The organism is Novosphingobium sp. KACC 22771 (assembly GCF_028736195.1).
Lineage (GTDB): Bacteria > Pseudomonadota > Alphaproteobacteria > Sphingomonadales > Sphingomonadaceae > Novosphingobium.
In genome coordinates, this window is sequence record NZ_CP117881.1 from 2332643 (window position 1) to 2357219 (window position 24577).

The 24577-nt window shown below is 63.5% G+C and carries 28 protein-coding genes; 13 read left to right on the top strand and 15 right to left on the bottom strand.

Going from position 1 to position 24577, the window contains the following annotated elements:
* Nucleotides 1-207: 207 nt before the first annotated feature.
* From PQ467_RS10615 to PQ467_RS10640, 6 genes are read right to left on the bottom strand one after another with little or no spacing between them, the layout of a single operon-like run.
* Nucleotides 208-522 (bottom strand): hypothetical protein, encoded by a 315-nt coding sequence (locus tag PQ467_RS10615; protein WP_274173388.1) that lies wholly within the window; start codon nucleotides 520-522, stop codon nucleotides 208-210.
* 30 nt (nucleotides 523-552) lie between these two features.
* Complete coding sequence (locus PQ467_RS10620) at nucleotides 553-2067, bottom strand: NAD(P)(+) transhydrogenase (Re/Si-specific) subunit beta (protein ID WP_274176135.1); 1515 nt, start codon at nucleotides 2065-2067, stop codon at nucleotides 553-555.
* Nucleotides 2068-2123: 56 nt separating this feature from the next.
* Nucleotides 2124-2420: a proton-translocating transhydrogenase family protein gene (locus tag PQ467_RS10625; protein WP_168605214.1), complete on the bottom strand. Its 297-nt coding sequence runs from the start codon at nucleotides 2418-2420 to the stop codon at nucleotides 2124-2126.
* Nucleotide 2421: 1 nt separating this feature from the next.
* Nucleotides 2422-2802, bottom strand: coding sequence for a hypothetical protein (locus PQ467_RS10630; RefSeq protein WP_274173389.1), 381 nt, complete (start codon nucleotides 2800-2802; stop codon nucleotides 2422-2424).
* A 20-nt stretch (nucleotides 2803-2822) separates the two neighbouring features.
* Nucleotides 2823-3956, bottom strand: coding sequence for an NAD(P) transhydrogenase subunit alpha (locus PQ467_RS10635; protein WP_274173390.1), 1134 nt, complete (start codon nucleotides 3954-3956; stop codon nucleotides 2823-2825).
* Between the two features lie 10 nt (nucleotides 3957-3966).
* On the bottom strand, nucleotides 3967-4092 hold the full coding sequence (locus PQ467_RS10640) for an aa3-type cytochrome c oxidase subunit IV (RefSeq protein ID WP_274173391.1): 126 nt from the start codon (nucleotides 4090-4092) through the stop codon (nucleotides 3967-3969).
* Nucleotides 4093-4327: 235 nt separating this feature from the next.
* Here PQ467_RS10640 and PQ467_RS10645 point away from each other — a divergent pair, with 235 nt between their 5' ends.
* Entirely contained in the window at nucleotides 4328-5752 is a 1425-nt protein-coding gene (locus PQ467_RS10645) for a sigma-54-dependent transcriptional regulator (protein WP_274173392.1), read from the top strand.
* A 223-nt stretch (nucleotides 5753-5975) separates the two neighbouring features.
* Here the strand turns inward: PQ467_RS10645 and folP are convergent, their stop codons facing one another.
* Complete coding sequence (gene folP, locus PQ467_RS10650; protein WP_274173393.1) at nucleotides 5976-7061, bottom strand: dihydropteroate synthase; 1086 nt, start codon at nucleotides 7059-7061, stop codon at nucleotides 5976-5978.
* Nucleotides 7062-7080: 19 nt separating this feature from the next.
* Nucleotides 7081-8274, bottom strand: coding sequence for a site-specific DNA-methyltransferase (locus PQ467_RS10655; RefSeq protein WP_274173394.1), 1194 nt, complete (start codon nucleotides 8272-8274; stop codon nucleotides 7081-7083).
* 242 nt (nucleotides 8275-8516) lie between these two features.
* Between PQ467_RS10655 and PQ467_RS10660 the strand changes: the two genes are divergently transcribed.
* Entirely contained in the window at nucleotides 8517-8912 is a 396-nt protein-coding gene (locus tag PQ467_RS10660; RefSeq protein WP_274173395.1) for a hypothetical protein, read from the top strand.
* On the opposite strand, the gene PQ467_RS10665 is transcribed toward PQ467_RS10660, so the two are convergent.
* Nucleotides 8907-9485: a ribonuclease HII gene (locus PQ467_RS10665; protein WP_274176136.1), complete on the bottom strand. Its 579-nt coding sequence runs from the start codon at nucleotides 9483-9485 to the stop codon at nucleotides 8907-8909. The two genes, PQ467_RS10660 and PQ467_RS10665, sit on opposite strands and share 6 nt — an antisense overlap.
* Before the next feature lie 83 nt (nucleotides 9486-9568).
* On the opposite strand from PQ467_RS10665, the gene PQ467_RS10670 reads away from it, so the two are divergent.
* The 6 genes from PQ467_RS10670 (at nucleotide 9569) to PQ467_RS10695 (ending at nucleotide 14010) form a co-directional block, all read left to right on the top strand.
* Nucleotides 9569-10084: a GNAT family N-acetyltransferase gene (locus tag PQ467_RS10670; RefSeq protein ID WP_274173396.1), complete on the top strand. Its 516-nt coding sequence runs from the start codon at nucleotides 9569-9571 to the stop codon at nucleotides 10082-10084.
* A gap of 60 nt (nucleotides 10085-10144) precedes the next feature.
* Nucleotides 10145-10714, top strand: a complete 570-nt coding sequence (locus PQ467_RS10675; RefSeq protein WP_274173397.1) for a DUF1285 domain-containing protein — start codon at nucleotides 10145-10147, stop codon at nucleotides 10712-10714.
* Nucleotides 10715-10724: 10 nt separating this feature from the next.
* Complete coding sequence (locus tag PQ467_RS10680; protein ID WP_274173398.1) at nucleotides 10725-11318, top strand: CoA pyrophosphatase; 594 nt, start codon at nucleotides 10725-10727, stop codon at nucleotides 11316-11318.
* A 10-nt stretch (nucleotides 11319-11328) separates the two neighbouring features.
* The gene (locus tag PQ467_RS10685) at nucleotides 11329-12510 is read left to right on the top strand and encodes a CCA tRNA nucleotidyltransferase (protein ID WP_274173399.1); all 1182 of its coding nucleotides are present in this window, start codon (nucleotides 11329-11331) and stop codon (nucleotides 12508-12510) included.
* Nucleotides 12511-12519: 9 nt separating this feature from the next.
* On the top strand, nucleotides 12520-13290 hold the full coding sequence (locus tag PQ467_RS10690; protein WP_274173400.1) for a retropepsin-like aspartic protease family protein: 771 nt from the start codon (nucleotides 12520-12522) through the stop codon (nucleotides 13288-13290).
* A 69-nt stretch (nucleotides 13291-13359) separates the two neighbouring features.
* On the top strand, nucleotides 13360-14010 hold the full coding sequence (locus tag PQ467_RS10695; protein WP_274173401.1) for a retropepsin-like aspartic protease family protein: 651 nt from the start codon (nucleotides 13360-13362) through the stop codon (nucleotides 14008-14010).
* Here the strand turns inward: PQ467_RS10695 and parC are convergent.
* Genes parC through PQ467_RS10715 form a run of 4 tightly spaced genes read right to left on the bottom strand, consistent with a single transcriptional unit; the run spans nucleotide 14001 to nucleotide 18790 of the window.
* On the bottom strand, nucleotides 14001-16292 hold the full coding sequence (gene parC / locus PQ467_RS10700; protein WP_274173402.1) for a DNA topoisomerase IV subunit A: 2292 nt from the start codon (nucleotides 16290-16292) through the stop codon (nucleotides 14001-14003). The genes PQ467_RS10695 and parC overlap by 10 nt on opposite strands.
* Nucleotides 16293-16333: 41 nt before the next feature.
* Nucleotides 16334-16663, bottom strand: coding sequence for a 2Fe-2S iron-sulfur cluster-binding protein (locus PQ467_RS10705; RefSeq protein ID WP_443193007.1), 330 nt, complete (start codon nucleotides 16661-16663; stop codon nucleotides 16334-16336).
* Between the two features lie 37 nt (nucleotides 16664-16700).
* Nucleotides 16701-17765, bottom strand: a complete 1065-nt coding sequence (locus tag PQ467_RS10710; RefSeq protein WP_274173404.1) for a cysteine desulfurase family protein — start codon at nucleotides 17763-17765, stop codon at nucleotides 16701-16703.
* On the bottom strand, nucleotides 17762-18790 hold the full coding sequence (locus PQ467_RS10715) for a cysteine desulfurase family protein (protein WP_274173405.1): 1029 nt from the start codon (nucleotides 18788-18790) through the stop codon (nucleotides 17762-17764). Before PQ467_RS10715 ends, PQ467_RS10710 begins: the two co-directional genes overlap by 4 nt.
* A 158-nt stretch (nucleotides 18791-18948) precedes the next feature.
* Between PQ467_RS10715 and PQ467_RS10720 the strand changes: the two genes are divergently transcribed.
* Nucleotides 18949-19605: an alpha/beta hydrolase gene (locus PQ467_RS10720; protein WP_274173406.1), complete on the top strand. Its 657-nt coding sequence runs from the start codon at nucleotides 18949-18951 to the stop codon at nucleotides 19603-19605.
* Nucleotides 19606-19656: 51 nt separating this feature from the next.
* Here the strand turns inward: PQ467_RS10720 and PQ467_RS10725 are convergent, their stop codons facing one another.
* A complete protein-coding gene (locus PQ467_RS10725) occupies nucleotides 19657-19821 on the bottom strand; it encodes a hypothetical protein (protein ID WP_337995089.1) in 165 nt (54 codons plus the stop codon).
* Between the two features lie 23 nt (nucleotides 19822-19844).
* On the bottom strand, nucleotides 19845-20207 hold the full coding sequence (locus PQ467_RS10730; protein ID WP_274173408.1) for a hypothetical protein: 363 nt from the start codon (nucleotides 20205-20207) through the stop codon (nucleotides 19845-19847).
* Between the two features lie 504 nt (nucleotides 20208-20711).
* Here PQ467_RS10730 and PQ467_RS10735 point away from each other — a divergent pair.
* From PQ467_RS10735 to rapZ, 4 genes are all read left to right on the top strand, one after another.
* Nucleotides 20712-21473 (top strand): response regulator transcription factor, encoded by a 762-nt coding sequence (locus tag PQ467_RS10735; RefSeq protein WP_274173409.1) that lies wholly within the window; start codon nucleotides 20712-20714, stop codon nucleotides 21471-21473.
* A complete protein-coding gene (locus PQ467_RS10740; RefSeq protein WP_274173410.1) occupies nucleotides 21470-23059 on the top strand; it encodes a sensor histidine kinase in 1590 nt (529 codons plus the stop codon). The genes PQ467_RS10735 and PQ467_RS10740 overlap by 4 nt, the downstream gene beginning before the upstream one ends.
* Nucleotides 23056-23508, top strand: coding sequence for an HPr kinase/phosphorylase (locus PQ467_RS10745; RefSeq protein WP_274173411.1), 453 nt, complete (start codon nucleotides 23056-23058; stop codon nucleotides 23506-23508). Before PQ467_RS10740 ends, PQ467_RS10745 begins: the two co-directional genes overlap by 4 nt.
* 67 nt (nucleotides 23509-23575) lie before the next feature.
* Nucleotides 23576-24550, top strand: a complete 975-nt coding sequence (rapZ, locus tag PQ467_RS10750) for an RNase adapter RapZ (RefSeq protein ID WP_274173412.1) — start codon at nucleotides 23576-23578, stop codon at nucleotides 24548-24550.
* Nucleotides 24551-24577: the final 27 nt, after the last annotated feature.

A 24577-nucleotide genomic window follows, 5' to 3' on the forward strand; every position in this document is an offset into this window, starting at 1 on the left:
CGCTCCCGTTACTGTATTTGTTGTGCCATGGGTTCGGCGTCGGGTGTCGGGTGCGATGTTCGAATAAATAAAGCCTGCGGCGCCAGCAAGCCGAAGCTCTCTGCGCCGCAGGCTTTAAAAATCATCACGCGGTCCTCGAAACCCCACCCCATAATGGGATTGCAAAGGGTCGAGACCCTTTGCCCGCCGGAGGCATCCCTTCAAACCTTACCTTTCCCACCCGCTCATACACAGCCCAGCCGCCGCCATCGTCACCCGGATAACCTCGGGATCCTGAATGCGCCGCACCGCGATGACATAATCATAGAGCGAACGCCGAGCACCGTTCAGGCCGCGCAATCCTTCCAACTGGCGCAACTGGCTGATGGTCAATTTGTCCACCATATGCTCGGCCATGCAGGCCGAAACCGGTTCGGACAGCCCCGCCCCCACGAGGGCCGATTTGACCCGTCCACGGGCGATCCCCTGAACACAGCCCGAGAGGGCCAAGGTAAGGGCAAGGACTGTCAGAACTTTACGCATTCAATGGACCCCTTAGTGGGCCAACGCCCGTCAATGGCTGAGAGACTTTACGATGTCTTCCACCATCTTCTTGGCATCGGCCAGCAGCATCATGGTCTGGTCCATGTAGAAGACATCATTATCAACACCTGAATAGCCCACGCCGCCCATCGACCGTTTGACGAACATCACGGTCTTGGCCTTGTCCACGTCGAACACGGGCATGCCGTAAATCGGGCTGGACTTGTCGGTCTTGGCGGCGGGGTTGACCACGTCATTGGCGCCGATGATGAAGGCAACATCGCACTGGCCGAACTCGGAATTGATGTCCTCCAGCTCGAAAACCTCGTCATAAGGTACATTGGCTTCGGCCAGCAAGACGTTCATATGGCCCGGCATTCGCCCGGCAACCGGGTGAATGGCATATTTGACGCTGACGCCTTCCTTCTTGAGCACATCGGCCATTTCGCGCAGCGCGTGCTGGGCCTGAGAAACCGCCATGCCATAGCCGGGGATGATGATGACGCTTTCGGCTTCCTTCATCAGGAAGGCCGCATCTTCCGCCGATCCGCGCTTCCACGGGCGCTGCTCCTTGGGCGCTCCGCCGGATGCTTCAGGCGCGGCGCCAAAGCCACCCGCAATCACCGAGATGAAGCTGCGGTTCATCGCCTTGCACATGATATAGGACAGGATCGCGCCCGAAGAGCCGACCAGCGCCCCGGTGATAATCATCGCGCTGTTGTGCAGAGTGAAGCCCATCGCGGCCGCCGCCCAGCCCGAATAGGAGTTGAGCATCGAGACCACCACCGGCATATCCGCCCCGCCGATCGGAATGATCAGCAGGAAACCGATGATGAAGGCCAGCAGCGTAATCACGCCGATCACCCACAGAGATTGATCCATCGTGAAATAGCCGACAAGGCCGAGGATCGCGATGATCGTGCCAAGGTTGATGACATGGCGCCCCGGCAGCATGATCGGAGAACCCGACATCTTGCCCGCCAGTTTGAGGAAGGCGATGATCGAGCCGCTGAACGTGATGGCGCCGATGGCGATGCCAAGGCCCATTTCGATGCAGGATTGGGCGTGGATGTGGACCTGCTCTGTTAATACCGGCGGTGTATCGGTTACTCGAACCAATACATGCAACACTTCCGTAATCCCAAACGCCCCCGGATTAAGATAAGCCGCCCAGCCCACCAGCACGGCGGCCATGCCTACCAGCGAGTGAAACGCCGCTACCAGTTGCGGCATCGCCGTCATGGCAATGCGCCGCGCGATAACAAAGCCGATGCCGCCGCCAAGAGCGATGGCAGCCAAGATCAGGCCGAAGCTACCGCTATCAAATGCAGTCGGAGCACTTGGATCGCCATCGAGACTAAGAGAAATGCGTGGCACATGCGTCACCAGTGTCGTGGCCACAGCAATCAGCATACCGATCATGCCATAGCGATTGCCCGCACGGCTGGTGGCGGGCGAAGACAATCCGCGCAGCGCCAAAATAAACAGCACACCCGAAACGAGGTAAAGGAATGGCACAATACCGCTATTCTCGGCCGAAGGCATCGGAAAGGCATTGTGCGGCGCGACTTCGGCAGCCGCGCTAAGAATCTGGAGAACCATCACTTCTTCTCCTTCTTCTTATACATGGCCAACATGCGCGCCGTGACCGCGAAGCCGCCAAAAATATTGACCGAAGCCAGCACCACCGCGCCCAGCCCCAGCCATTTGGAAACACCACCCGCCGCGCCCAGCCCCGAAGCCGCCGCCGCGATCAGCGCACCCACCACGATCACCGAGGAGATCGCATTCGTCACCGCCATCAGCGGCGTGTGCAGCGCAGGCGTGACCGACCACACCACATAATAGCCGACGAAACACGCCAGCACGAAAATCGAAAGGATCGAGATAAAGTCCATGTCAGTGTCCTCCCCCTGACTTGCGCGGCACGGCGTTGAGCCATCGGCGGGTCTGGCGGTTCTGCTCCTCATAGTCGGAAAGCAGGCCGCTATAGGCGCTGGCGTTGGTTTCCTGCGGGCCAACGATGCAGGATGTATCGACCTCGTCGCGACGGACCCGCCAATGCCGCGCGCCCGTCGCCACCGCATCGCCATAGCCCAGACGCCCTGCCCTTACCGCAAGCATCCGCGCCTCTTCACGCGCCCGTTGCAGACGCCGCCGCGCTTTGGCCGAGCGGTCGAGATGCGCGCAATGGCCGGCCATATACTGCGCCTGCGCCACGGCCTGAAACAGATCCACCGGCGGCTCGGTCCGGTGGTCCATCGTGAAAACCATGGTCATGAGCGCCAACGCCGCGCCGCTCATCCCAACAGCCTCGGATTGACCACCGCGCCGCCTTGCGTCAGCCGGATCGCATTGCCGATTTCCTCGTCAAGAATGGGCTTGCCCTGCTCTTTGTCCCAAAAGGCCGAGAGGAAGTTGTAGAGATTACGCGCAAACAGCGACGAGGCATCCGCGGCCAGATGCGCGGGCGTATTGGAATAGCCCATGATCTTGACACCGTGGCGCTCAACAATCTGATCGGGAACGCTGCCCTCGACATTGCCGCCCTGCGCCACGGCAAGGTCGAAAATGACGCTGCCCGGCTTCATCGTCGCGATCTGTGCGTCCGATATCAAGCGCGGTGCGGCGCGACCGGGGATCAGCGCGGTCGTGATGACGATGTCCTGCCTGGCAATGTGGCTCGACACCAGTTCGGCCTGTGCCGCCTGATATTCCGGGCTCATTTCGGTGGCATAGCCGCCCGCGCCCTCGCCCTCGATGCCCGCGACATTTTCCACGAAAATCGGCTTGGCGCCAAGGCTCTGGATCTGCTCCTTGGTCGCGCTGCGCACGTCCGTTGCCGAAACCTGCGCGCCCAGACGCCGCGCCGTGGCAATCGCCTGCAAGCCCGCCACGCCCACGCCCATGATGAAGGCCTTGGCCGCCGAAATCGTGCCCGCCGCCGTCATCATCATCGGAAAGGCGCGGCCGTAGGTGGCCGCCGCATCAATCACCGCCTTATACCCGGCCAGATTGCTCTGCGAGGAGAGAATGTCCATCGACTGCGCCCGGGTGATGCGGGGCATGAATTCCATCGCCAACGCTTCCACCCCGGCGGCGGCATAGGCATCAACCCGCGCGCGCTGGCCAAAGGGATCAAGCCCCGCCGCAACCCACACGCCGGGTTTTGCGCCGGACAGCAGGCCCATTTCCGGCCCTTGAACCCCCAGCACAATATCCGCGCCCGCCACGACCGTTGCCGCATCGCCCACAATCGCGCCCGCCGCGGCATAATCGGAATCGGCAATCGAGGCGCTTTGCCCCGCCCCGCTCTCCACCGCCACAATCGCGCCAAGGCTCGTGAATTTCTTCACCGTTTCGGGTGTCACGCAGACGCGCGTTTCCCCCGCCGCTCTTTCAAGAAGAGCGGCGATCCGCAATTTCTCCGTCATTCCAAACCTTTCAGCGGGAGATGAGATAGACGACGAAAGCAGCCAGAACAGCGATGACCGGGGTGCTGTACTTGATCAGGCGAATGAACCCCTCATAGGTTTCCCGCGCCGCGGTAACGTCCTGAGTGTGAGCCATTGTTTTTTCCCCTGTCCCATTAAATTGTTGGCTAATTCTTATCATCATGGCCCCACAGCACAAGACAAAACATGGTCGCGACCAAAAGCATCAAGGATGCCTTGGAGGACATTTGAGATGTGGCCACTTGATTGACGGGGCGCGCGAAAAATCCGGATACCGGCATGGTCAGGCTTAAGCAGGTCTTTACCCAATTTGGCTAAATCATGCCGGTATGACGACAGACCGCGCAAATATGGCAGAGACCGAACAGCGCCTGCTGATGCTGATCGACGATGAGCCGGCGCAAAGCCGCCTGATCACCGCGCTGGCCGCGCGCGAGGGGTGGCGAACGCTGGTGGTGGGCGATGCCGAAACGGCCGTGGCCATGCTGGGCACGCGCCAGGGCATGCAATTGGGCGCGATCATTCTGGACCAATGGGTGCCGGGCGATGAGGCTTGCTCGCTGATTGCCGATCTGCGCAGCCGCCGCCCCGCGCTGCCGATCCTGATGCTGACGACATCGGCCTCGCCGCTGCTGGCGGTCGAAGCCATGCGCGCGGGTGCAACCGATTATCTCATCAAACCCATCGCGCCCGACCGGCTGATGAGCGCCCTGCGCAATGCCACCACGCGCGAAACCCCGCGTGATGAATTGCAGCCGCTGACCGAGAAGATGAACGGCCCGGCCGATTTTGAATCGATGATTGGTGCAGCTCCGGCCTTCCGCACGGCGCTTGCCATTGCCGCCAAATCCGCGCGCGGTCAGGGGCACTTGCTGATCGAGGGCGAAAGCGGCACCGGCAAGGAAATGCTGGTTCGCGCCATCCATGCTGCGTCCCAGCGCGCCAAAATGCCGCTGCGCATCGTCAATGCCGGGTCCACACCGGGCAATTCGATCGAATCCGCCCTGTTTGGCCATGAAAAGGGCGCCTTCCCCGGCGCTTTCGATCGGCAAATGGGCGCGATCCAATATTGCGACGGCGCCACGCTGGTCATCGACGAAATCGACCGCCTGCCGATGGGGGTTCAGGAAAGGCTGGCCGAATATCTCACCACCGGATCATGCCGCCCGATCGGTGCGCGCCATGCCTTCCGGGTCGATGTGCGATTGATCGCAGCGTCCAATTATCCGCTCAAGGACCTCATCGTCCACGGCGATTTCCTGCCCGAGCTCCACGCCGCGATCTGCGCGACCACGGTGTCGCTGCCGCCGCTGCGTGCGCGGCTGGGCGATATTCCGGCGCTGGCCCGCCATTTCCTGGCCCGCATCGGCGAGCAGCCGGGCCTGCGCGAACTGGGCATCACCGATGGCGCGCTGGCGCTGCTATCGGCCTATGACTGGCCGGGCAATGTGCGACAGCTTCAGGCCGTCCTGTTCCGCGCCGCTGTCTTCTGCGATGGCGATGCGCTGACCGCTGACGATTTCCCCCAGCTTTCCAGCATGATCACCGCCGAGCCAATGAGCGCCAACAACAGCGTTGCCCATGAAAGCGCGGGCGTTATGCTGTTCACCGCCGACGGCAATTTACGCCCCCTTGAGGACATCGAGGCCGATGTGATCCGGCTGGCCATCGGCCATTATCGCGGCCGCATGACCGAGGTGGCGCGCAGGCTGGGGATCGGGCGTTCGACCTTGTATCGAAAGTTGAGCGAGTTGGGGATTGGGGACGCGGCCTAAGGTTTTTTGGGGTTATGCCTCCGGCGGGCAAAGGGATTCATCCCTTTGCAATCCCCATACTTGAGGCATTGCGCCCGTTGGCGGCCCTTGCGCGAGATGTCCGCGCCGCAGGCTTTATAAACCGCTTCGCGGATCGGCGCAGGCTGGCAAATCGAACGCCAAATTAATGGGATTGCAAAGGGCCCCCGCCCTTTGCCCGCCGGAGGCAAACCTTCTTACCCCCTCACCCCACCAATTGCCCAAAATCCGTCAAAGCCGCATCGCGCAACCCCCGCCATACATGCAACGCCTGCACCGTTTGGGCCACATCATGCACGCGGATGATCTGCGCGCCCGCATCCATCATCCGCGCCGCCAGCATCAGCGAACCGCCCAGCCGTTTGTCCGCGGGCGCCTCGTTGGACAGCGCGCCGATCATCCGCTTGCGGCTGGCCCCCACCAACAGCGGACAGCCCAGCGCGTGAAACAGCGGCAGCGCATTCATCAGCGCGAGGTTTTCCTGCAAGGTCTTGCCAAAGCCGATGCCGGGGTCGAGCAGGATGCGGGCCCGCCCCACACCCGCCGCCTCGGCCGCATCGCGCCGCGCACGCAGCCAATCGAACACGTCCAGCACAACATCAGTGTAATGCCCACCCTCGTGAAGGTCCTCGCCCTTGCCCGGCGCATGCATGATGCAGACGGGCGCGCCGGCATGAGCGGCAAATTCAAGGCTGCGCGGATCGTGGCGCAGGCCGGAGACATCGTTCCACAAATGCGCGCCCGCCGCCAGCGCCGCCTCGAACACGCCGACCCGCCGCGTATCGACGCTGATCGCCGCGCCGGTGCGGGCCAGTTTTTCGATGACCGGAACCACGCGCTCGATCTCATCGCCCTCCCACACGGGCGGCGCGCCGGGCCGGGTGCTTTCGCCGCCGATGTCGATGATCGCCGCGCCCGCCTCCAGCATCGCGCTGGCATGGACCACCGGCACATTGGGGCCGGAAATATGGCGCCCGCCGTCGGAAAAACTGTCGGGCGTGACGTTGAGGATGCCCATCACCTGCGGCTGATCGAGGCGGATGGTGCGCGCGCCCATTTGCAGCGGCGCGCGAGGCGCGCGCAAAGCTTCCCATTGCTCCTCGGCCTCGCCCCGGACCACGCGGCCCGCCTCGGCCATGCCAAAGCGTGTGCGTTCGACAATGCGCCCTTCCTCGCGCCGGATCAGCGCGAAACGGCTGGCATAGGTCAGCCCGCCTGCCAAGCGCAGGGCTTCGCCTTCCTCGCTTTGGGGGCTGTCGGCAAGGGCGATCGGGCGCAGATAGACTGTCATGCGCCCGTTTTAGCCGCGATCAGTCCTCGTTTGCCAGCAGATAAAGCTGACGGATGGCATCGAGCGGCTTCATCTGCCCCTCATGCTCGATGTTCCAGAAGGTCCAGCCGTTGCAGCTGGGCGCGCCCTGCAATTGGGCGCCGCAGGAGTGGATCGACCCCTCGGTCTTGCCCGAAACCAGCGAGCCATCGGCGCGCACCACGGCGGTAAAGGCCGGGCGGTTGCGCCCCTTCTTGCCGGTCAACACAGTGCCGGGCTTGATCCAGCCGGTTTCGATCAGCGTGCCAAAGGGCACCTTGGGCGCGGCGCGCTTGCTCTTCATCGTGCTGATGGCGGATTCATCGAGCGGCAGCGCCATCTCGATACGCTCCATCGCGGCATCGCGATAGTTCTGCTCACGCTCGCAACCGATCCATTCGCGGCCAAGGCGTTTCGCCACAGCCCCGGTCGTGCCGGTGCCAAAGAAGGGATCGAGCACCACATCGCCCTTGTTGGTCGTGGCCAGCATCACGCGATAGAGCAGGCTTTCCGGCTTCTGCGTCGGGTGGACCTTCGACCCGCCCTTCTTCAAACGCTCCGAACCATTGCAGATCGGCAGCACCCAGTCGCTGCGCATCTGAAGCTCGTCATTGAGCGTCTTCATCGCGCGATAGTTGAACGTGTATTTCGCTTCCTCGCCCATGCTGCACCAGATCAGCGTTTCATGGGCATTGGTAAAGCGCGTGCCCTTGAAATTGGGCATGGGGTTCGATTTGCGCCACACGATGTCATTCAGGATCCAGAAGCCCATATCCTGAAGGATCGCGCCGACGCGGAAGATGTTGTGATAGGAACCGATCACCCAGAGCGAGCCATTGGGCTTCAACACGCGGCGCGCCTCGGCCAGCCAGGCGCGGGTGAAACGGTCATAGGTGCCAAAGCTGTCGAACTTGTCCCAATCATTGGTGACGGCATCGACATGGCTGCCATCGGGGCGGGCAAGGTCGCCGCCAAGCTGAAGATTATACGGCGGATCGGCGAAAACCATATCGACGCTGGCGGTCGGGATCGAGCGCATGGCCTCGATGCAGTCGCCATCCAGAATGCGCCCCAGCGGCAGGTCAGCCTTGGGGGTTTCGACCGGCTTGAGGACAAGATCCTTCCTGATGCGGCTGGCCAGTTTGCGCGGCGCCGGGGTGGAGCGGGTGCGCTCCTTGAGAAGGACAGTGCCCATGAGGATTCCTGTGAATAAGTGCGTTGAACGGCCCCCTCAATGAGTCATTCGCAGACTCACGTCAAGGCCCGACTCGTGGAGTCAGCACGAGTCGCGACGCTAACACGGAGTCAAGCACAGGAGAACAGAAAGAGTCTGACACAAGGGATAGAGTCAGGCGCGACTCGGCAGACTCAATATATGGTAGTGAAAATTTTTCACGGTGATGGCTTTACGTTCAGCCATTCCATAACCTGGGCGCCATGAAAAACAGCCTATTCCTCCTGCTGCTGCTCTCCGGTTGCATGTCTCACGGTATTTGCGACAGCGCCAATCCTGCGCGCATACTCGCGCCAGATAGAGAACATATTGCTGTTTTGGTTGCGCGCGACTGCGGAGCGACTTCTGCCGTCAGCACGCAGATCGCAGTACAATCCAGCGGCTCAGCGCCGCCTTCTGAGGGCAACGTCTTCGTGGCCGATGACGATCACGGAAAAGCAGCAAGCGCATCATGGGGCGGCCCTTGGGCCGAAGTTCAATGGCTATCGTCAAATCAATTGCTGGTGCGATACGCTGCTGGCGCCAGAATATTCCGTCGGAAAAGCGCAATTGACGGCATCCGCATCGAATATCAGCCCGTCGTCAAACCGCCCTCATAACAACACCAACTGCGCGACCGGCGCAAACGTCCGCCGATGATGCTCGCAAGGCCCATGCTCTCGCAAACCCGCCAGATGCTGCGCCGTGCCATATCCGGCATTGCGCTCCCACCCATAATGGGGGTGCGCCAGTGCCAGTTCGCGCATCACGCGGTCGCGGTGTTCTTTGGCGATGATGCTGGCCGCAGAGATCGCCGCCTCTGTCGCATCGCCCCCCACAATCGCCCGCGCGGCCCAGCGCCATTCGCCCACGCGCCCCTCCGGCGTCTTGTTGCCATCGATCAAAACCATGGCCGGATCGCCCACCTTTTGCGCCAAAGCCGAAACCGCCCGCGTCATGGCCAGCATCGTGGCGGCAAAGATGTTGATCCGGTCGATCTCCTCGGCCTCGACCACGCCGATGGCCCAATGCGCCTCGGCCATGATCCGCGCCTCCAGCGCCGCGCGTCGCTTGGCCGACAATTTCTTGCTGTCGGCCAGCCCCTCGATCGCGCTTTGCCCCAGCCACACCGCGCCCGCCACCACAGGCCCCGCCAAGGGGCCGCGCCCCGCTTCATCCACGCCAAAGATCATGACGCCCCGATTGCCGCCCCCACGCCGCGCCCGCAAGCATTTCCTTGCATCGGGATCGCCCCTGCCCTAACGCGCGCGGCATTATGGCTATCGAACCCTCGCTCATCCCGCTTGATAATGTCGATCCCTCGCTGGTCGAGGAATTGCTCGACCGCGCGTTTGAGCCGGAGCGACGCGGGCGCACCGCCTATAAGGTTCGCGGCGATGCCGAATGGCTGCCCGCCCTCTCCTTTGCCGCGGTGGACGAGGAACAGCATGTGGTGGGCTCGATCCAGTGCTGGCCGGTCGCGCTGACCGATCCCGATGGCCGCCGCCATCCGATGGTCATGGTGGGCCCCGTCGCCGTCCTGCCCGAGGCGCAGGGCCGCGGCTTTGGCAAGGCGCTGGTCACGGCCGCGATCTCGGCGATGAACCCCAAGGCGCCGCTGCCCATGGTGATGATCGGCGACCCGGAATATTACGGCCGCTTCTGGGGCTTTACCAATGCGCCCACCGGGGAATGGGATCTGCCCGGACCGTTTGAACAGCACCGCCTGCTGGTGCGTTGCGACAACACCGCGATCCTGCCGCAAAAGGGTATGCTTGGCCCTTGGGGCTAAAGCGAAATTTGGGCAGGCGAAGCACTGGCGCACGGCGCCCGCCTGCCCCATATTGCCGCCATGCCCTACACGCCTCCCCCCGATCTGGCCGCGCTCTCGCTTGAGGATATCGCCCGCATGGTGGCAGAGCGCCGCCTGCCTCCGGTCGATCAGTGGCATCCGGCCGAAGAACTCGACAGCCAGATGGAAATCCGCGCCGACGGATCATGGTGGCATCAGGGGGCCCCTATCACCCGTCCGGCCATGGTGCGCGCCTTCTCCACGCTGCTGATGCGCGATGAAGGTGGCCGGCATTGGCTGATCACGCCGCAGGATCGGCAAAGCATCGCGGTGGCCGATGCAGCCTTTGTCGCGGTCGATGTGGCGCGGATTGACGGAGCGCTGGCGTTTCGGCTCAACACCGATGACACGGTGATCGCAGGGCCGGACCACCCCCTGATCGCGCGCGGCGATGCGGAAACACCCGCGATCTATCTGGTCGTGCGCCATGGCTGTCTGGCGCGGATCAACCGGTCCACATGGGGACAACTGGTGGATATGGCGCTGGAAAAATCGGGCAAGGATGGGGGGACAGACGGTGGACTGTCTGTGGACAGCCTGGGGATAAGTTTCCCCCTGACCCCGCAATGAGCGCAAAACAATGAGCAATCTCAAGCACAAGCTGGAGCGGCTGTATCACGCCGGGATGGCCGGGCCTGTTCCCGCGCTGTTTCCCGATCCGCGCACCGAGGGCATTGCCGAATTCAAACCCGCCGCCGTGCTGATCGCGGTGACCGAGCGGGCCGTGCCGGGCGTGCTGATGATCCACCGCCCCGCCGCAATGCGATCGCATGCCGGACAGGTGGCGCTGCCCGGCGGGCGGTTGGACCCCGGCGAAACCGACATCGACGCCGCCGTGCGTGAGGCGCAGGAGGAATTGGGCATTGACCCGCGCCATGTCGATGTGATCGGCCCGCTCGATCTGTTCCTGACCGGATCGGGCTATGCGGTGCGGCCGGTGCTGGCGCTGATCCCGCCCGATCTGCCGCTGGTCCCCAACCCGGACGAGGTTTCCGAATGGTTCGAGGCCCCCTTCGGCTTTGTCATGGACCCGGCCAACCATCACCGCCGCGCCATCGAGTGGGAGGGCAAAACCCGCCATCTGGTCGAAATCCCATGGGAAGGGCATCGCATATGGGGCATCACCGGGGCCATTCTCGCCAATCTTTCCAAACGTCTGAGCTGGTATGACTGAACAGCAAGGTATGACTGAATATCTGAAACGTGAAGGCTGGCTGGTCCGCCCGGATCTGGCCGAACTGGTGGCGGCGGTCGGGCCGTTGCGCTGGGTCGGCGGGGCGGTGCGCGATACGCTGCTGGGGCTGGCGGTCAAGGATATCGATGCGGCAACGCCCCTGCTGCCCGAAGAAGTGATCGCGCGGTGCAAGGCGGCGGGTATCCGCACTGTGCCCACCGGCATCGAGCATGGCACCGTGACGGCGCTGACGACAGGCGGGCCAGTGGAGATCACCACGCTGCGCCATGATGTGTCCACGGACGGGCGGCGCGCGACGGTCGCCTTTGCGCAGGATTGGCGCGACGATGCGGCGCGGCGCGATTTCACCATCAACGCGCTCTATGCCGATCCGGCCACGGGCGAGGTGTTCGACTATTTCGGCGGTCTTGCCGATCTGGCGGCGCGGCGGGTGCGTTTCATCGGCGATGCGGTCCAGCGTATCCGTGAAGATCATCTGCGCATCCTGCGCTATTTCCGTTTTCAGGCCCGCTTTGGCCAAACCCCCGACCCGGAGGCCGAGCAGGCCTGCTCGGCGCTGGCCGCCACGCTCAAGGGCCTGTCGCGTGAGCGGATCGGCATGGAGATGATGAACCTGCTGGGCCTGCCCGATCCGGCGCCCACGGTGGCGCGGATGGCGCAATTGGGCGTGCTGGCGGTGGTTTTGCCCGAGGCGAATGTCGCCGCGCTGGCCGCGCTGATCGCGCAGGAGCAGGCGCAGGGCTCAGCCCCCGATGCGGTGCGGCGGCTGGCCGCGCTGCTGCCCGCGCAACCATCTTTGGCCGAACAGGTTGCCTCACGCTTTCGCCTGTCGGGCGCGCAGAAAAAGCGTCTCTCGCAGGCCGCCGGGCGAAGCGGTGATGCGGCCGACGCGCGCGCCATGGCCTATGCGCTGGGTCTGGAGGGGGCAATGGATCGCCTGCTGCTGACCGGCGGATCGATTGCGCCTTTGTGCGGCTGGACCATTCCGCTTTTCCCCCTAAAAGGCGGCGATATTGTTGCGCGCGGCGTTGCTGCCGGGCCGCGTATTGCCCATATTCTGCGCTCGGTCGAAGGGCGGTGGGTGGACGAAGGCTTCCCCGATGCCGCGCGCGTCGAGGCGCTGTTGCACGAGGCGCTGTTGAATGAGGGTCTGGCCAACAAGGCCCCATAAGGAGAGACTATGACCGCCGCCAATCAGGGCCTCCATGCGGAAAAAGCCGACGCGGCCCTTGATCGGTTGATCGAGGCGGGCTCGGCGCTGTGGGCGCAGGCGGTAGAACTGGTGATGACCCAGCCGGTGCTGGGCTGGGCGCTGGTTTGCGCGGGGCTGCTGATCTTTGGCAATCTCATCCGCTACCGGCTTCCGATGCTGGGCGGATTGCTGCGGTTTCTGGGCAATCTGGGATTGATTGTGGCGTTGATCGTGGCGCTGCTCGGCGTCCTCGATCTGCGCCGCTTTGGCATCACCGCGGCCCTGCCCGACGCTATCCTGCGCCATTTGCCGCAAGCCGCCCAGCCGCAAGTGGTCGAGGGCAAGGTGACGTGGGTGCCTCTGGCCGAGGACGGGCATTTCTGGGTGCGGGCCTCGATAGACGGGACGCCGCGCCGGTTTCTGGTCGATACCGGGGCCACGCTGACCACGATCTCGCCCCAGACGGCGCAGGATGCGGGGCTACGCATTGCCCACGACGGGCCCAGGATTGAGCTGCGCACCGCCAATGGCAATGCCACGGGCCGCATCGTGGTGATCCGCGAATTGAAGATCGGCAATGCTGTTGCCCGCAATATCGAGGCGGTGGTCACCCCCGGTCTGGGCGAAACCAATGTTTTGGGCATGAACTTCCTGACCCGGCTGAAAGGCTGGCGGGTGGAGGGGCGCGTGATGGTGCTGGAGCCGCATCACCCGGCGAATGCCGAAACGTCCCAAGCTGGCACGGACGAGGTTGGTTAACACAATTGCCGCGCGCGGGCGGGGCGGAAATAGTGGGCCATCATCCGACTGTTTCGAGAGCCTTGCGCGATGCCCATGTTTGACCTGCTGCTGGAATTGCCCAACCATCTGGTGCTGGCCTCCGCCTTTGGCTTCATGGCGCTCTTGCTGGTGGGCGGGATCATCCGGGCCGAGGCCAGCGGCGCGCTGGGCGCGATCATTCGCATGGTGGGCAGCGCGGGGCTGACCGTGGCCTTTGGCATCACGCTGGTGCAATTGGGCGGGGCCTTTATCGGCGTGCCGCTGGTGGCGGGGGTGGCCATGGCGGCGCAGGCTTCGGCGCCGGTCCTGCGCGGGGGCGAAACCCGCGTGCCGCTGGCTGAGGATGGGCATTATTGGGTGGACGCCGCCGTCAACGGCACGCCCCAACGCTTCCTGATCGACACGGGCGCGACCTATACCACGCTGTCTTCCGAGGTGGCGCGCGAGGCCATGGTTTCGCCCGGCGCCCGCGCGGGCCAAATCAACCTGCATACCGCCAATGGCGATACGCCCGCCCAAATGGCCCAGATCGACAGCCTTGAAGTCGGATCGATCCATGCCGCCGACATGACCACGATCATCGCCCCCGCCATCGGCACGACCAATGTGCTGGGGATGAATTTCCTCTCATCCCTCGAAGGATGGCGGGTTGAGGGCAAGGTGATGATCCTTACCCCCAAGGGATCCGATCAGCTCTGAAACTTGTTGTCGCGGGGGAAGCCCTGCGGGGCGAAACTGCCCGCCGCGCCGCGCGCCACGCGCCATTGGCGCAGGTCTTTTTCCACCCGCGTCCGGCCCGTTTCGCCGCCCATCGTCCAGCTTAGCCCGTCCTCGAACTTGAGCGTGATGATGTCGGACAATCCGCCATCGCGATAGCGCTGCAGCGTCACGCCCTGCCCCTTGGCCAGCACCGGCACCTCAACCAGACCGAAGATGACGATGCGGCGATTTTCTCCGATCACCGCCACGTAATCATGCTCTGGCGGGATTTCGCGCACCACCATCAGCTTGACGCCATCCTTGACCGTCATCACCGCCCGGCCCTTGCGCGTTTCGGCCAGCAATTCGTCCGCCTCGGCGGCAAACCCACGCCCGGTATTGGCCGCCAGCAGCAATTGCGCCTTGGGATGATAGATGATCATCGAGACGATATGCGCATCGGCATCAATATCGACCATGGAGCGCACCGGCTCGCCAAAGCCGCGCGCGCCGGGCAATTTGTCGCAGCCCAGCGTGTAGAAGCGCCCATTGTCGCAGGCGATCAGCAGTTTGTCGGTCGTCTGCGCATGGAGGACAAAGGCGGGGCCGTCGCCCTCCTTGAACTTATATTCCTTGTCCAGCGGCTCATGCCCGCTGGCCGCGCGGATCCAGCCGCGCGCCGAAAGGATCACCGTCAGCGGCGCCTTTTCGATCATCGCGTCCATGCTGAATTCGCGGGTGGGCGCGGCTTCCTCGATGGTGGTGCGGCGGCGGCCCAGCGCGGTGGTCTCGGCATAATCCTTGCGCAGCGCCCGCAGATCGCGCTTCAGCCTCGTGCGCTGCAACGCCGGATTTTCCAGCAGTTTCTGCAGTTCGTCCTGCTCTTTAAGCAAGTCGTCCCGCTCGCCGCGCAGCTCCATCTCTTCCAGCTTGCGCAAGGAGCGCAGGCGCATGTTGAGGATGGCTTCGGCCTGCCGGTCGGTGAGGTTGAATTCGGCCATCATCACCGGCTTTGGCTCATCCTCGGTGCGGATGATCTCGATCACCCGGTCAAGGTTGAGATAGGCAATGATATAGCCTTCGACCAGTTCGAGCCGGTTGGCGATCTTGTCCAACCGGTGGCGGGCGCGCCGCTGCAGAATGTCGATCTGCGAGACGACCCATTGCAGCAGCAAGGGTTTCAGCCCCAGCACGCCGGGCGTGCGCTGCGCGTCCAACACGTTGAGGTTCAGACTGAACCGGCTTTCCAGTTCGGAGAGCTTGTAGACGCTTTCCTTCAGCAGGTCGGGATCGACATTGCGGCTCTTGGGCACCAGCACGATGCGGATCTGGGTGTCCGATTCGTCGCGCACGTCCTCAAGGATCGGCAATTTCTTGTCCGCGATCAGGCCCGCAAGCTGTTCGATCAGCTTGCCTTTCTGGACCATGTAAGGGATTTCCGAGACGACCAGCTGCCACTGGCCCCCGCCCAGCTTTTCAATGCCGGTGGGCTCCCATTGGCCCGCCTCGTCGCGCCCAGTCGAGAAACGCGCACGCACCCGGATCGAACCCTTGCCATTGGCATAGGCGTGCGAAATCGCCGCCGGACTGTCGACCACGATGCCCCCGGTGGGAAAATCGGGGCCGTGGAACACCTTCATCAGATCGGCATGCTCGGCCTGCGGATTGTCGATCAGCATCAGCGTGGCGTCGAGGATTTCGGCGACATTATGGCTGGGAATGCTGGTGGCCATGCCGACCGCAATGCCCGTCGCGCCGTTGGCCAGCAGGTTGGGGAACAGGCCGGGGAAAATCTCCGGCTCCTCGTCCTCGCCATTATAGGTCGGGATAAAATTGACCGTGCCTTCGTCCAGGCCCGTCATCAACTGCATCGCCGTCTTGGTCAGCCGCGCCTCGGTATAGCGATAGGCCGCCGCATTATCGCCGTCGATATTGCCGAAATTGCCCTGCCCCTCGACCAATGGATAACGCAGCGCGAAATCCTGGGCCAGTCGCACCATCGCGTCATAGACGGATGCGTCGCCATGCGGGTGATATTTGCCGATGACATCGCCCACCACGCGGGCCGATTTCTTGAACGCCTGCGCCGGGTCCAGCTTTAACTGACGCATGGCCCAGAGCAGGCGGCGATGGACGGGTTTGAGCCCATCGCGCAGGTCGGGCAGCGAGCGCGCCGTAATGGTGGAGAGCGCATAGACCAGATACCGCTCGGACAGAGCAGCGTCGAAAGGCGCATCAATGATGGCGTCAAACGGATCGGGTTCGGTGATGTCGCTGGGCATATCGCAGCTTCCCTATCAGGCCGACGCGCATATCCCAAGTATTACCCGCGCTGCATATCCCGGCTTTCACCCGGAATTTTTACCGTCAGCCCGTCGTGATCGGGGCCAAGCGTAATCTGGCATGACAAACGACTGGTCGCGGCCACCCCTGCGGCCAGATCGAGCATATCCTCTTCATCGGCGCTGGCCGGGTTGAGGCGCGAAAACCAGTCGGGAGAAATCAGCACATGGCAGGTAGAACAAGCCATCTGGCCCTCGCATGTCCCTTCCAGAGGCATGCCCGCGGCCTGCGCCACTTCGAGCAGACGCTGGCCCGCATTGGCCTGCGCTTCGACACGTTGCCCCCCGGCAGTGATGAATTGCACCTTTATCACTATAAACAGACCCCTATCCGATTATGCGACCGGCCTATTGGGCATCGGCTGCGGCATCGATTCGCTTCAAGGCCTCGGCAAACTCTCCGCTTTGCGTATAGCGGCCGAAACCGATGCGGATAGAATTTTTTGCTTGGGCTGGCGAAAGTCCAAGTGCGGTCAGCACATGGCTGGGCCGCCCCGACCCGCTGGCACAGGCCGAACCGGCGGAAAAAGCGATGTCGCGGCAATCGCTCATCAATCGCGCCACATCGAGGCCATCGCGGCGAATGTTGAGGTTGCCGTGCCAGCGCGTCGCCTCGCTGCCGTTCAACGTCCAATGGGGCAGGATGGCGCGGGCGATTTGCCACAGCGCCTCTACATGTTCCCCATCCTTTATCCACAGATCCTTGCACAGGGCCGCCGCCGCGCCAAACCCGGCACACAGCGCGGGGCTGAGAGTGCCGGAGCGCAGGCCCCCTTCCTGCCCCCCTCCATGAATCAGCGGGTTCAACGATACGCCATCGCGGGTCCAGAGCGCGCCGATGCCTTTGGGGCCGTAGATCTTATGCGCGGAAATGGCGACCATATCGGCCCCCTCCGGCGCGGCCATCTTGCCCGCCCCTTGCACCGCATCGCACAGGAACAGCGCCCCTGCCGCATGCGCCCGCGCCGCCAAGGCGGCCACCGGCTGCACCGTGCCAATCTCATTGTTCACCTGCATCACGGCGACCAGATCGGTGCCGGGCGCAATGTCCGCATCGGCGGCCACCAGCCCCTCGGCCGACACGGGCAGCACATCGACCACCGCCCCGCAGGCCCTTGCCGTATCCAGCACGGCGGCATGTTCGATGGCCGACACCGCGATGCGGCGCGGCCGCAGGCCCTGTATCGCCAGATTGATCGCCTCGGTCGCCCCGCCGGTAAAGGTCACGCGCCCGCCCGGCGGCAGGATGGCCGCGACAGACTCGCGCGCTACGGCAACAGCCGCCGCCGCCGCGCGGCCGGGGCGATGGGGGCTGTGCGGATTGGCAAACCCGGCTTCGCTCAGCCAGTAGAGCATCGCCTCACGCGCCTCGGGGGCCAACGGCGTTGTGGCCTGATAATCCAGGTAGATCACCGGCGAAGCTCGCGCAAAACCTTGACCAGCGCGGCCAGATCCTCGCGCCGGGTCTCGCGGCCGATCGAAACGCGAAACACCTCGCGCGCCTCCTCCTCGCTGCGCCCCATGGCCAAAATCACCGGGCTGGGCTTGAGACTGCCGCTCGAACAAGCCGAACCGGCAGAAATGGCAATACCCGCCATATCGGCGCGGATCAGCACCGTGGTCGCATTCACGCCGGGCAGGCGATAGGCGCCGATGGTGGCGATGCGCTCGGCCCCCTCGCCGATCACCTCGCCGCCCATGTCGCGGATCTCGTCCTCAAACCATCCGCGCAAGACCGCCGCGCCAAGAAGCCATGAAGAATCCGCCTCAAGAGCCGCCGCCAAACCCATGATATAGGGCAGGTTTTCTGTACCACCGCGATAGCCGCGCTCCTGCCCTCCGCTGGGCTGGATCAGGCCGAAATTGCGCACCAGCAACGCGCCGACGCCCGGCGGCGCCCCAACCTTATGCCCGGCAATCACGATCATGTCGGCATCGGGCAGCGGCAATTTGCCCGCCCCTTGCGCGCAATCGGCCAGCCACACCGCGCCCTTGCCCCGGATCGCCTCGCCGAGAGCAGGCTGGATCACGCCGGTCTCATTGTTCAACTGCTGGACCGCGATCAGATCGACCGAGGGCAGCGCGCCCGGATCGATCCGGCCAAGGCGATCCACCGGGATCACCGCATCGCGTTCCGCAAGCCGAGAGACAGCCGGATGTTCAACCCCGCTGGCCGCGCGGCGCAGCGCCTGCGCGCGGGTATAGCCGATGGCCAGCGCCTCACTCGCGCCGCCGGTAAAGATCACCTCGCCCGGCCAGCCCAACGCCTGCTTCACCCTCTCGCGCGCCGCCTCCAATTGCGCCCGCGCGGCGCGGCCCGAACCGTGCTGGCTCGACGGATTGGCCCATTCGCGCATGGCATCGCCGATCGCCTCCTGCACCTGGGGCAGGATCGGCGTGGTGGCGGCATGGTCGAGATAGATGGTGGACTTGGGCATTATAAAAGCTCTTTTACGGCGCGTTGTCTGAAAACATTGCTTTCGCTTGATGGCTTTCTATATAGCGCATCCTCTCCATTCACAGTCCCAACCGCAGGTTTTGCGCGAAATTTGCGCATTGGCCGCCGGGTCTGTCCACTCGATCAGGGATTTGCACCATGCCCGCAGTGATCTTTCCCGGCCCCGAAGGCCGCCTCGAAGGCCGCTTTCAGCCCGGTTCGCGCCCGCGCGCGCCCGTGGCGATGATCCTCCATCCGCATCCGCAGGCCGGCGGCACGATGAATGACCGCGTGACGCAGGCACTGTATAAGACCTTTGTTGCGCGCGGGTTCGCCACGCTGCGCTTCAACTTTCGCGGGGTTGGCCGTTCGCAGGGCAGCTTTGACAATGGCATCGGCGAATTGTCGGATGCCGCCGCCGCGCTGGACTGGGTACAGTCGATCCACCCGGAATCCAGCACGACCTGGGTTGCCGGTTACAGCTTTGGCGCGCTGATCGCGATGCAGCTTTTGATGCGCCGCCCGGAAATCCGCGGCTTCATCAGCGTGTCGCCGCCCGCCAACATGTATGATTTCAGCTTCCTGGCCCCTTGCCCGGCCAGCGGCATCATCGTGCAGGGCGCCGCCGATACGGTGGTCACGCCCAATTCGGTGCAGAAGCTGGTGGATAAGCTGCGCACGCAAAAGCACATCACGATCCATCATGACGAAGTGCCCCGCGCCAACCATTTCTATGAGAACGAACTCGATGAAATGATGCGCGCCGTCGACAATTACCTCGACATGCGCTTGTCGCCGGACTGCCCGATCCGCTGATCGGGCCATAGTCTTAAATGCCCGATCCGCTGATCGGTGTTCGCCCTCCCGTCAGCGCTGCGCCGACAGCGCGGCGGGAGGGGGCAGGCTCCAGATCGCGACATTGGCACCCAAAATCACCGCGAGCACGATCATCAAAATCGCCTGCTTGCGCACCCCGCGCCGCCATAGGGCGCCGGAACCGATTACCAGCATAATGACGGCCAGCACCGCCATCGAAAGCGCCGCACTGAGCATACTCAGGCCTTGCCAAACAGGCCCTTGGCCATCCCGAGCACGTCGTTCAAGGCGCTGCCGTCGCCATCGCGGTCAAGGAAGCTGTTGATCGACGAGAGGATCTGCGGGTTGTTCTGCAGGATCTGCGACACTTGCCCCAAACCCTCGACACCGCCCAGCGCGCCCACCACCTGATTGAGCGTATCGGGGGCAAGGCCCGTCTGCGCCGCCGCCGTTTCAACGGTATCGCAATCCTGCGCATGCGCCTGACCCAGCGCGGTGATCGCATTTTGCGCCGTGGCCGGATCAATGCCCACCCGCGCCGCGATGGCCGCCACATCGACATTGCCCGACAATTGACCCAGCAGAGAATCCAGCAAGCTCATCGTTTAACCCTTTGCGATTGGCACATCGGCAACATGCCACGCGATTGTCGCGCGGAAAAGCAAAAGGCGCCGGTGACCTCAGCCACCGGCGCCCCTCCTCTCACCAATCTTCCGTGGTGTATCCGCGAAACTGAAAATTAAAGCCGGACAGACGGCAGCAAACCGCACCGACCCGAAAGGCCAGAGCGATCCACGCATCCATCAAACAGCTTGGTCAAAACCGAACACTCCGCAAGAAGGGCCAACAGGCCGCAACAACAAACGGTCGATTCAAGAATGCCTCTTCGCAACAATCGCCCTGCCCGAAGGCCCCCGCAGCAATTACATACGAATTGACGAGAGAATTCATAGACCAACAGCAGCACTACGTCAAATGGCAGATTGCATTTCCTCAGAATTCCACAAGCTTGCGGCAAAGCTGCCACGCTTGCGCTCGCCCGCGCCACAGGCTACCGCTCTGGCTTGGTTCCGCCGCGCCATGCAGGTCGCGCCATGCAGGTCGCCATGTCGATGAGCAACAACGAGAAAACAGCACCTCCCGCCACACCGCGCCACACGATCGCGCTGGTCGATGACGATCGCAATATTTTGACCAGCGTTTCCATTGGTTTGCAGGCCGAAGGCTTCACCACGCGCGTCTATGCCGATGGGGCCAGCGCGTTGAAGGCCTGTCTTGAAAACCCGCCCGATCTGGCGATTTTCGACATCAAGATGCCGCGCATGGACGGTCTGGAACTGTTGCAGCGATTGCGCGAAAAATCCGCGCTGCCGGTCATTTTCCTGACCAGCAAGGATGAGGAGCCCGACGAGGCACTTGGTCTCGCGATGGGCGCGGATGATTATATCACCAAGCCGTTCAGCCAGCGGTTGCTGGTGGCGCGAATCCGCGCGATTCTGCGACGGGTCGAGGTGGCCCGCGCCGATGCCGCCGAACCCGCGCAGGACGATACGCCCGCCCCCGATCTGGTCCATCGCGGCCGTTTGAGCATGGATCCGGCCCGCCATGAAGTGCGCTGGGACGACCGGCCCGTTTCGCTGACGGTGACCGAATTCCTGATCCTCGAAACGCTGGCCCAGCGGCCCGGCGTCATCAAGAGTCGCAACCAGTTGATGGACTGCGCCTATAATGATGACACCTATGTCGATGATCGCACCATCGATTCGCACATCAAACGCCTGCGCCGCAAATTCCGTCAGGTAGATCCGACATTTTCGGCCATCGAAACGCTCTATGGCGCGGGCTATTCCTTCAGCGAGGGTGGATGAACGCGGCGGAAATGCCTCCGCGCCGCCCGGCCCATGCGCGCGGCGGCCCTTGGCGCGGCGTGTCGCTGACCACGCGCATTCTGGCGGTCAATGTGATCGTGCTGGCGCTGATCGCTTTCAGCCTGCTCTACATCGATTCCTATCGCCGCGAGGTTTTGGGCGAACGTTTCAAACGCGCCAGCGGTGAGGCCGAGATCGCCGCCGAGGCGCTGGCGCAGGCATCGGGCGACACGCGTGCGCAGGTGCTGACCACGATTGGCCGACGCCATGCGCTGCGCCTGCGCCTTTATCGCGCCGATGGATCGCTGGAGGCCGACAGTTTCCTGCTGGCCCCGCCCTCCTTCCATCTGGCCGACCCCGCCACCCAGCCCTGGTTCATGCAAATGGCCCGCCTGCTGGACCGGGGCATGGATGCGATTCTGGGCGCGCCCGAGGTGCCCGCCTATGTCGAGCCGCCCGCCCCCACCCACGCCAATGACTGGCCCGAGGTGATCGAGGCGCGCCGGTCCGGCCAGACCGCCGTGCGCGAACATTACGCCCCCGACCGCACGCCGATCATCAATGCGGCCACGCCCGTCGGGCGGCGCGGACAGGTGCTGCTGGTCCAGCAGAACGCCCGCGATGTGACGCAGAGCGTGCGCGATGCGAGGCAGACGCTGGCGATCATCGTGGCCATCGCGCTGCTGCTGACGGTCTATCTCTCGCTGTTTCTGGCCCGCACGATTGTCCAGCCTTTGCGCCTGCTGGTGCGCGCATCGGTGCGGGTGCGGCTGGGGCGCGACCGGACGGTGGTGGTGCCGCGCCTGCCCGATCGCGGCGACGAGATCGGCCTGCTGGCGCGCGCGCTTTCGGATATGACCGAGGCGCTGCGCACCCGTATGGACGGGGTGGACCGCTTTGCCGCCGATGTCGCCCATGAGATCAAAAACCCTTTAGCTTCGCTGCGCAGTGCATTGGAGTCACTCGATAAAATTGACGATCCCGATTTGCGCCGCCAATTGATGGACATTGCCAATCACGATGTTCAGCGCATGGATCGCCTGATCAGCGAAATTGCCGAGGCGAGCCGGATCGATGCCGAATTGGCGCGCAGCACGTTCGAGCCGGTCGATTTGCGCGTGCTGGCCAAAGCGATGGTGGGCGCACGCGGGCGGCGCGGGGCAAACCGCGATTGCCGCATGCTGCTGCACCATAGCGGCAATCATGACGCGATCGTTGCCGGGGTCGCCGCGCGGCTGGAACGGGTGCTGGAAAATCTGCTCGACAATGCAGTGTCCTTTTCGCCGCCCCATGGCGCGATCCGTATCGACATCACCGGAACCAATGAAAACGTCATCGTCGAAATCCGCGACGAAGGCCCCGGCATTCCGCCGCAGGCGCGCGAACGCGTATTCGAGCGTTTCCATTCGCTGCGCCCGGCGGGCGAGGATTTCGGCGCGCATTCCGGGCTGGGACTGGCAATCGCCCGCACGATCATCGAGGGCCATGAAGGCACTCTGACCGCGCGCGATCCCCTGCCCGGCGAGCGCGGGGCGCGGTTGGTGATCGAATTGCCGACCTATCATCAGGAGGTCGAGGAGGAATGAGCGAGGCCACCAACAACCCTTGGGCCAGACAGGCAACATGCGTGAGCATCGCGGGCCGGGCGATCCTGATCGAGGGGGCACCGGGGGTCGGAAAATCCTCGCTGGCGCTGGGTCTGATCGACCGGGGCGCGGTGCTGGTGGGCGATGATGGCGTGATGCTGTGCGAGGATCAGGGCACGCTCTACGCCCTGCCCCACTCCAACACGCGCGGTCTGATCGAGGTGCGCGGGGTCGGGCTGATGCCCATGCCGGTCGCGGAACGCGAAAAGGTGGCCCTGATGATCCGGCTGGAGCAAGGCGCCCCGCGCCATATCGAAATTGCCCCGATGGTCATGATCGGTTCTTTGGCGATTCCCTGCATCACCCTCTGGCCCGACAGTGCGGCGCTGGTGCTGCGCGCCGAACTTGCCCTCCAACGTCATGGCCTTTGGGAACCAACGAAAATCTGATCTGTTGCCCTTTATTCCCGGAAGGCGCCCTCTTCACTTTTTAACACTCTGGGCGCAGAGAAGATATATGACAGCCTCCGATCCATCCCCCGCCGCCTCGGACAGCCTGACCCAGCATGGAGATCCGGACAAGCAGCGCATCCTGCTGGTGACCGGGGTGCTGGGGGCCGGCAAATCGACCGCGCTGCGCGCGCTGGAGGATCTGGGCTGGGAAACCATCGACAATTTCCCGATCCGCTTCCTTGAAAGGCTGCTCGACACCAATCACGAGGACCAGCATGTCGATGGTCACCCGATGGGCGGGCCAATGGCCATCGGTTTTGATTCGCGCACCCGCGGTTTTGACCCGCAGGCGGTGATCGCGCTGGTCAAACGCCTGAGCCAGCGGCCCGATATCGAACTGACCACGCTCTATCTCGACTGCGGCGTGGGCGAGCTGGAGCGGCGCTATAATGAAACGCGCCGCCGCCACCATCTGGCCGCGGACATGCCGGTGGCAACCGGCATTTCGGCTGAGCGCGACATGCTGGAATCCTTGCGCCGATGGGCCGATATCGTCATCAACACCACGGCCTTTACCACCAACGCCCTGCAACAGGCGATGCGGGAACAATTCGCACCCGATTCGGGCCCGGCGTTAACCTTGACGATCACCAGCTTTGGTTTTTCCAAGGGCATGCCCCCGCTGGCCGATTTTGTTTTCGACATGCGGTTTTTGAACAATCCCTATTGGGACAAGGTGTTGCGCCCGATGACCGGCCGCGAAGGCCCGGTTGGCGACTTCATCCGCCAGGATCCGGCCTTTGACGAGGCATTTACCCGGATTCGCGACCTGCTGCTGCTGCTGCTTCCGCGCTTTCAGGCTCAGGGCAAAGCCTATGTTCACATCGCTTTTGGATGCACCGGGGGCCGACATCGGTCGGTTTTCATGGCCGAACAAATCGGCGCAGCCTTGCGCGCATCCGGATTTTCGCCCACAATGATTCACCGTAATCTGGGCTCACGCGCGGCCGACCTTGTCGAAGGAAGCGCAGCGCGATGAGCGGCCGTATATATTTGCCTGCGAAAG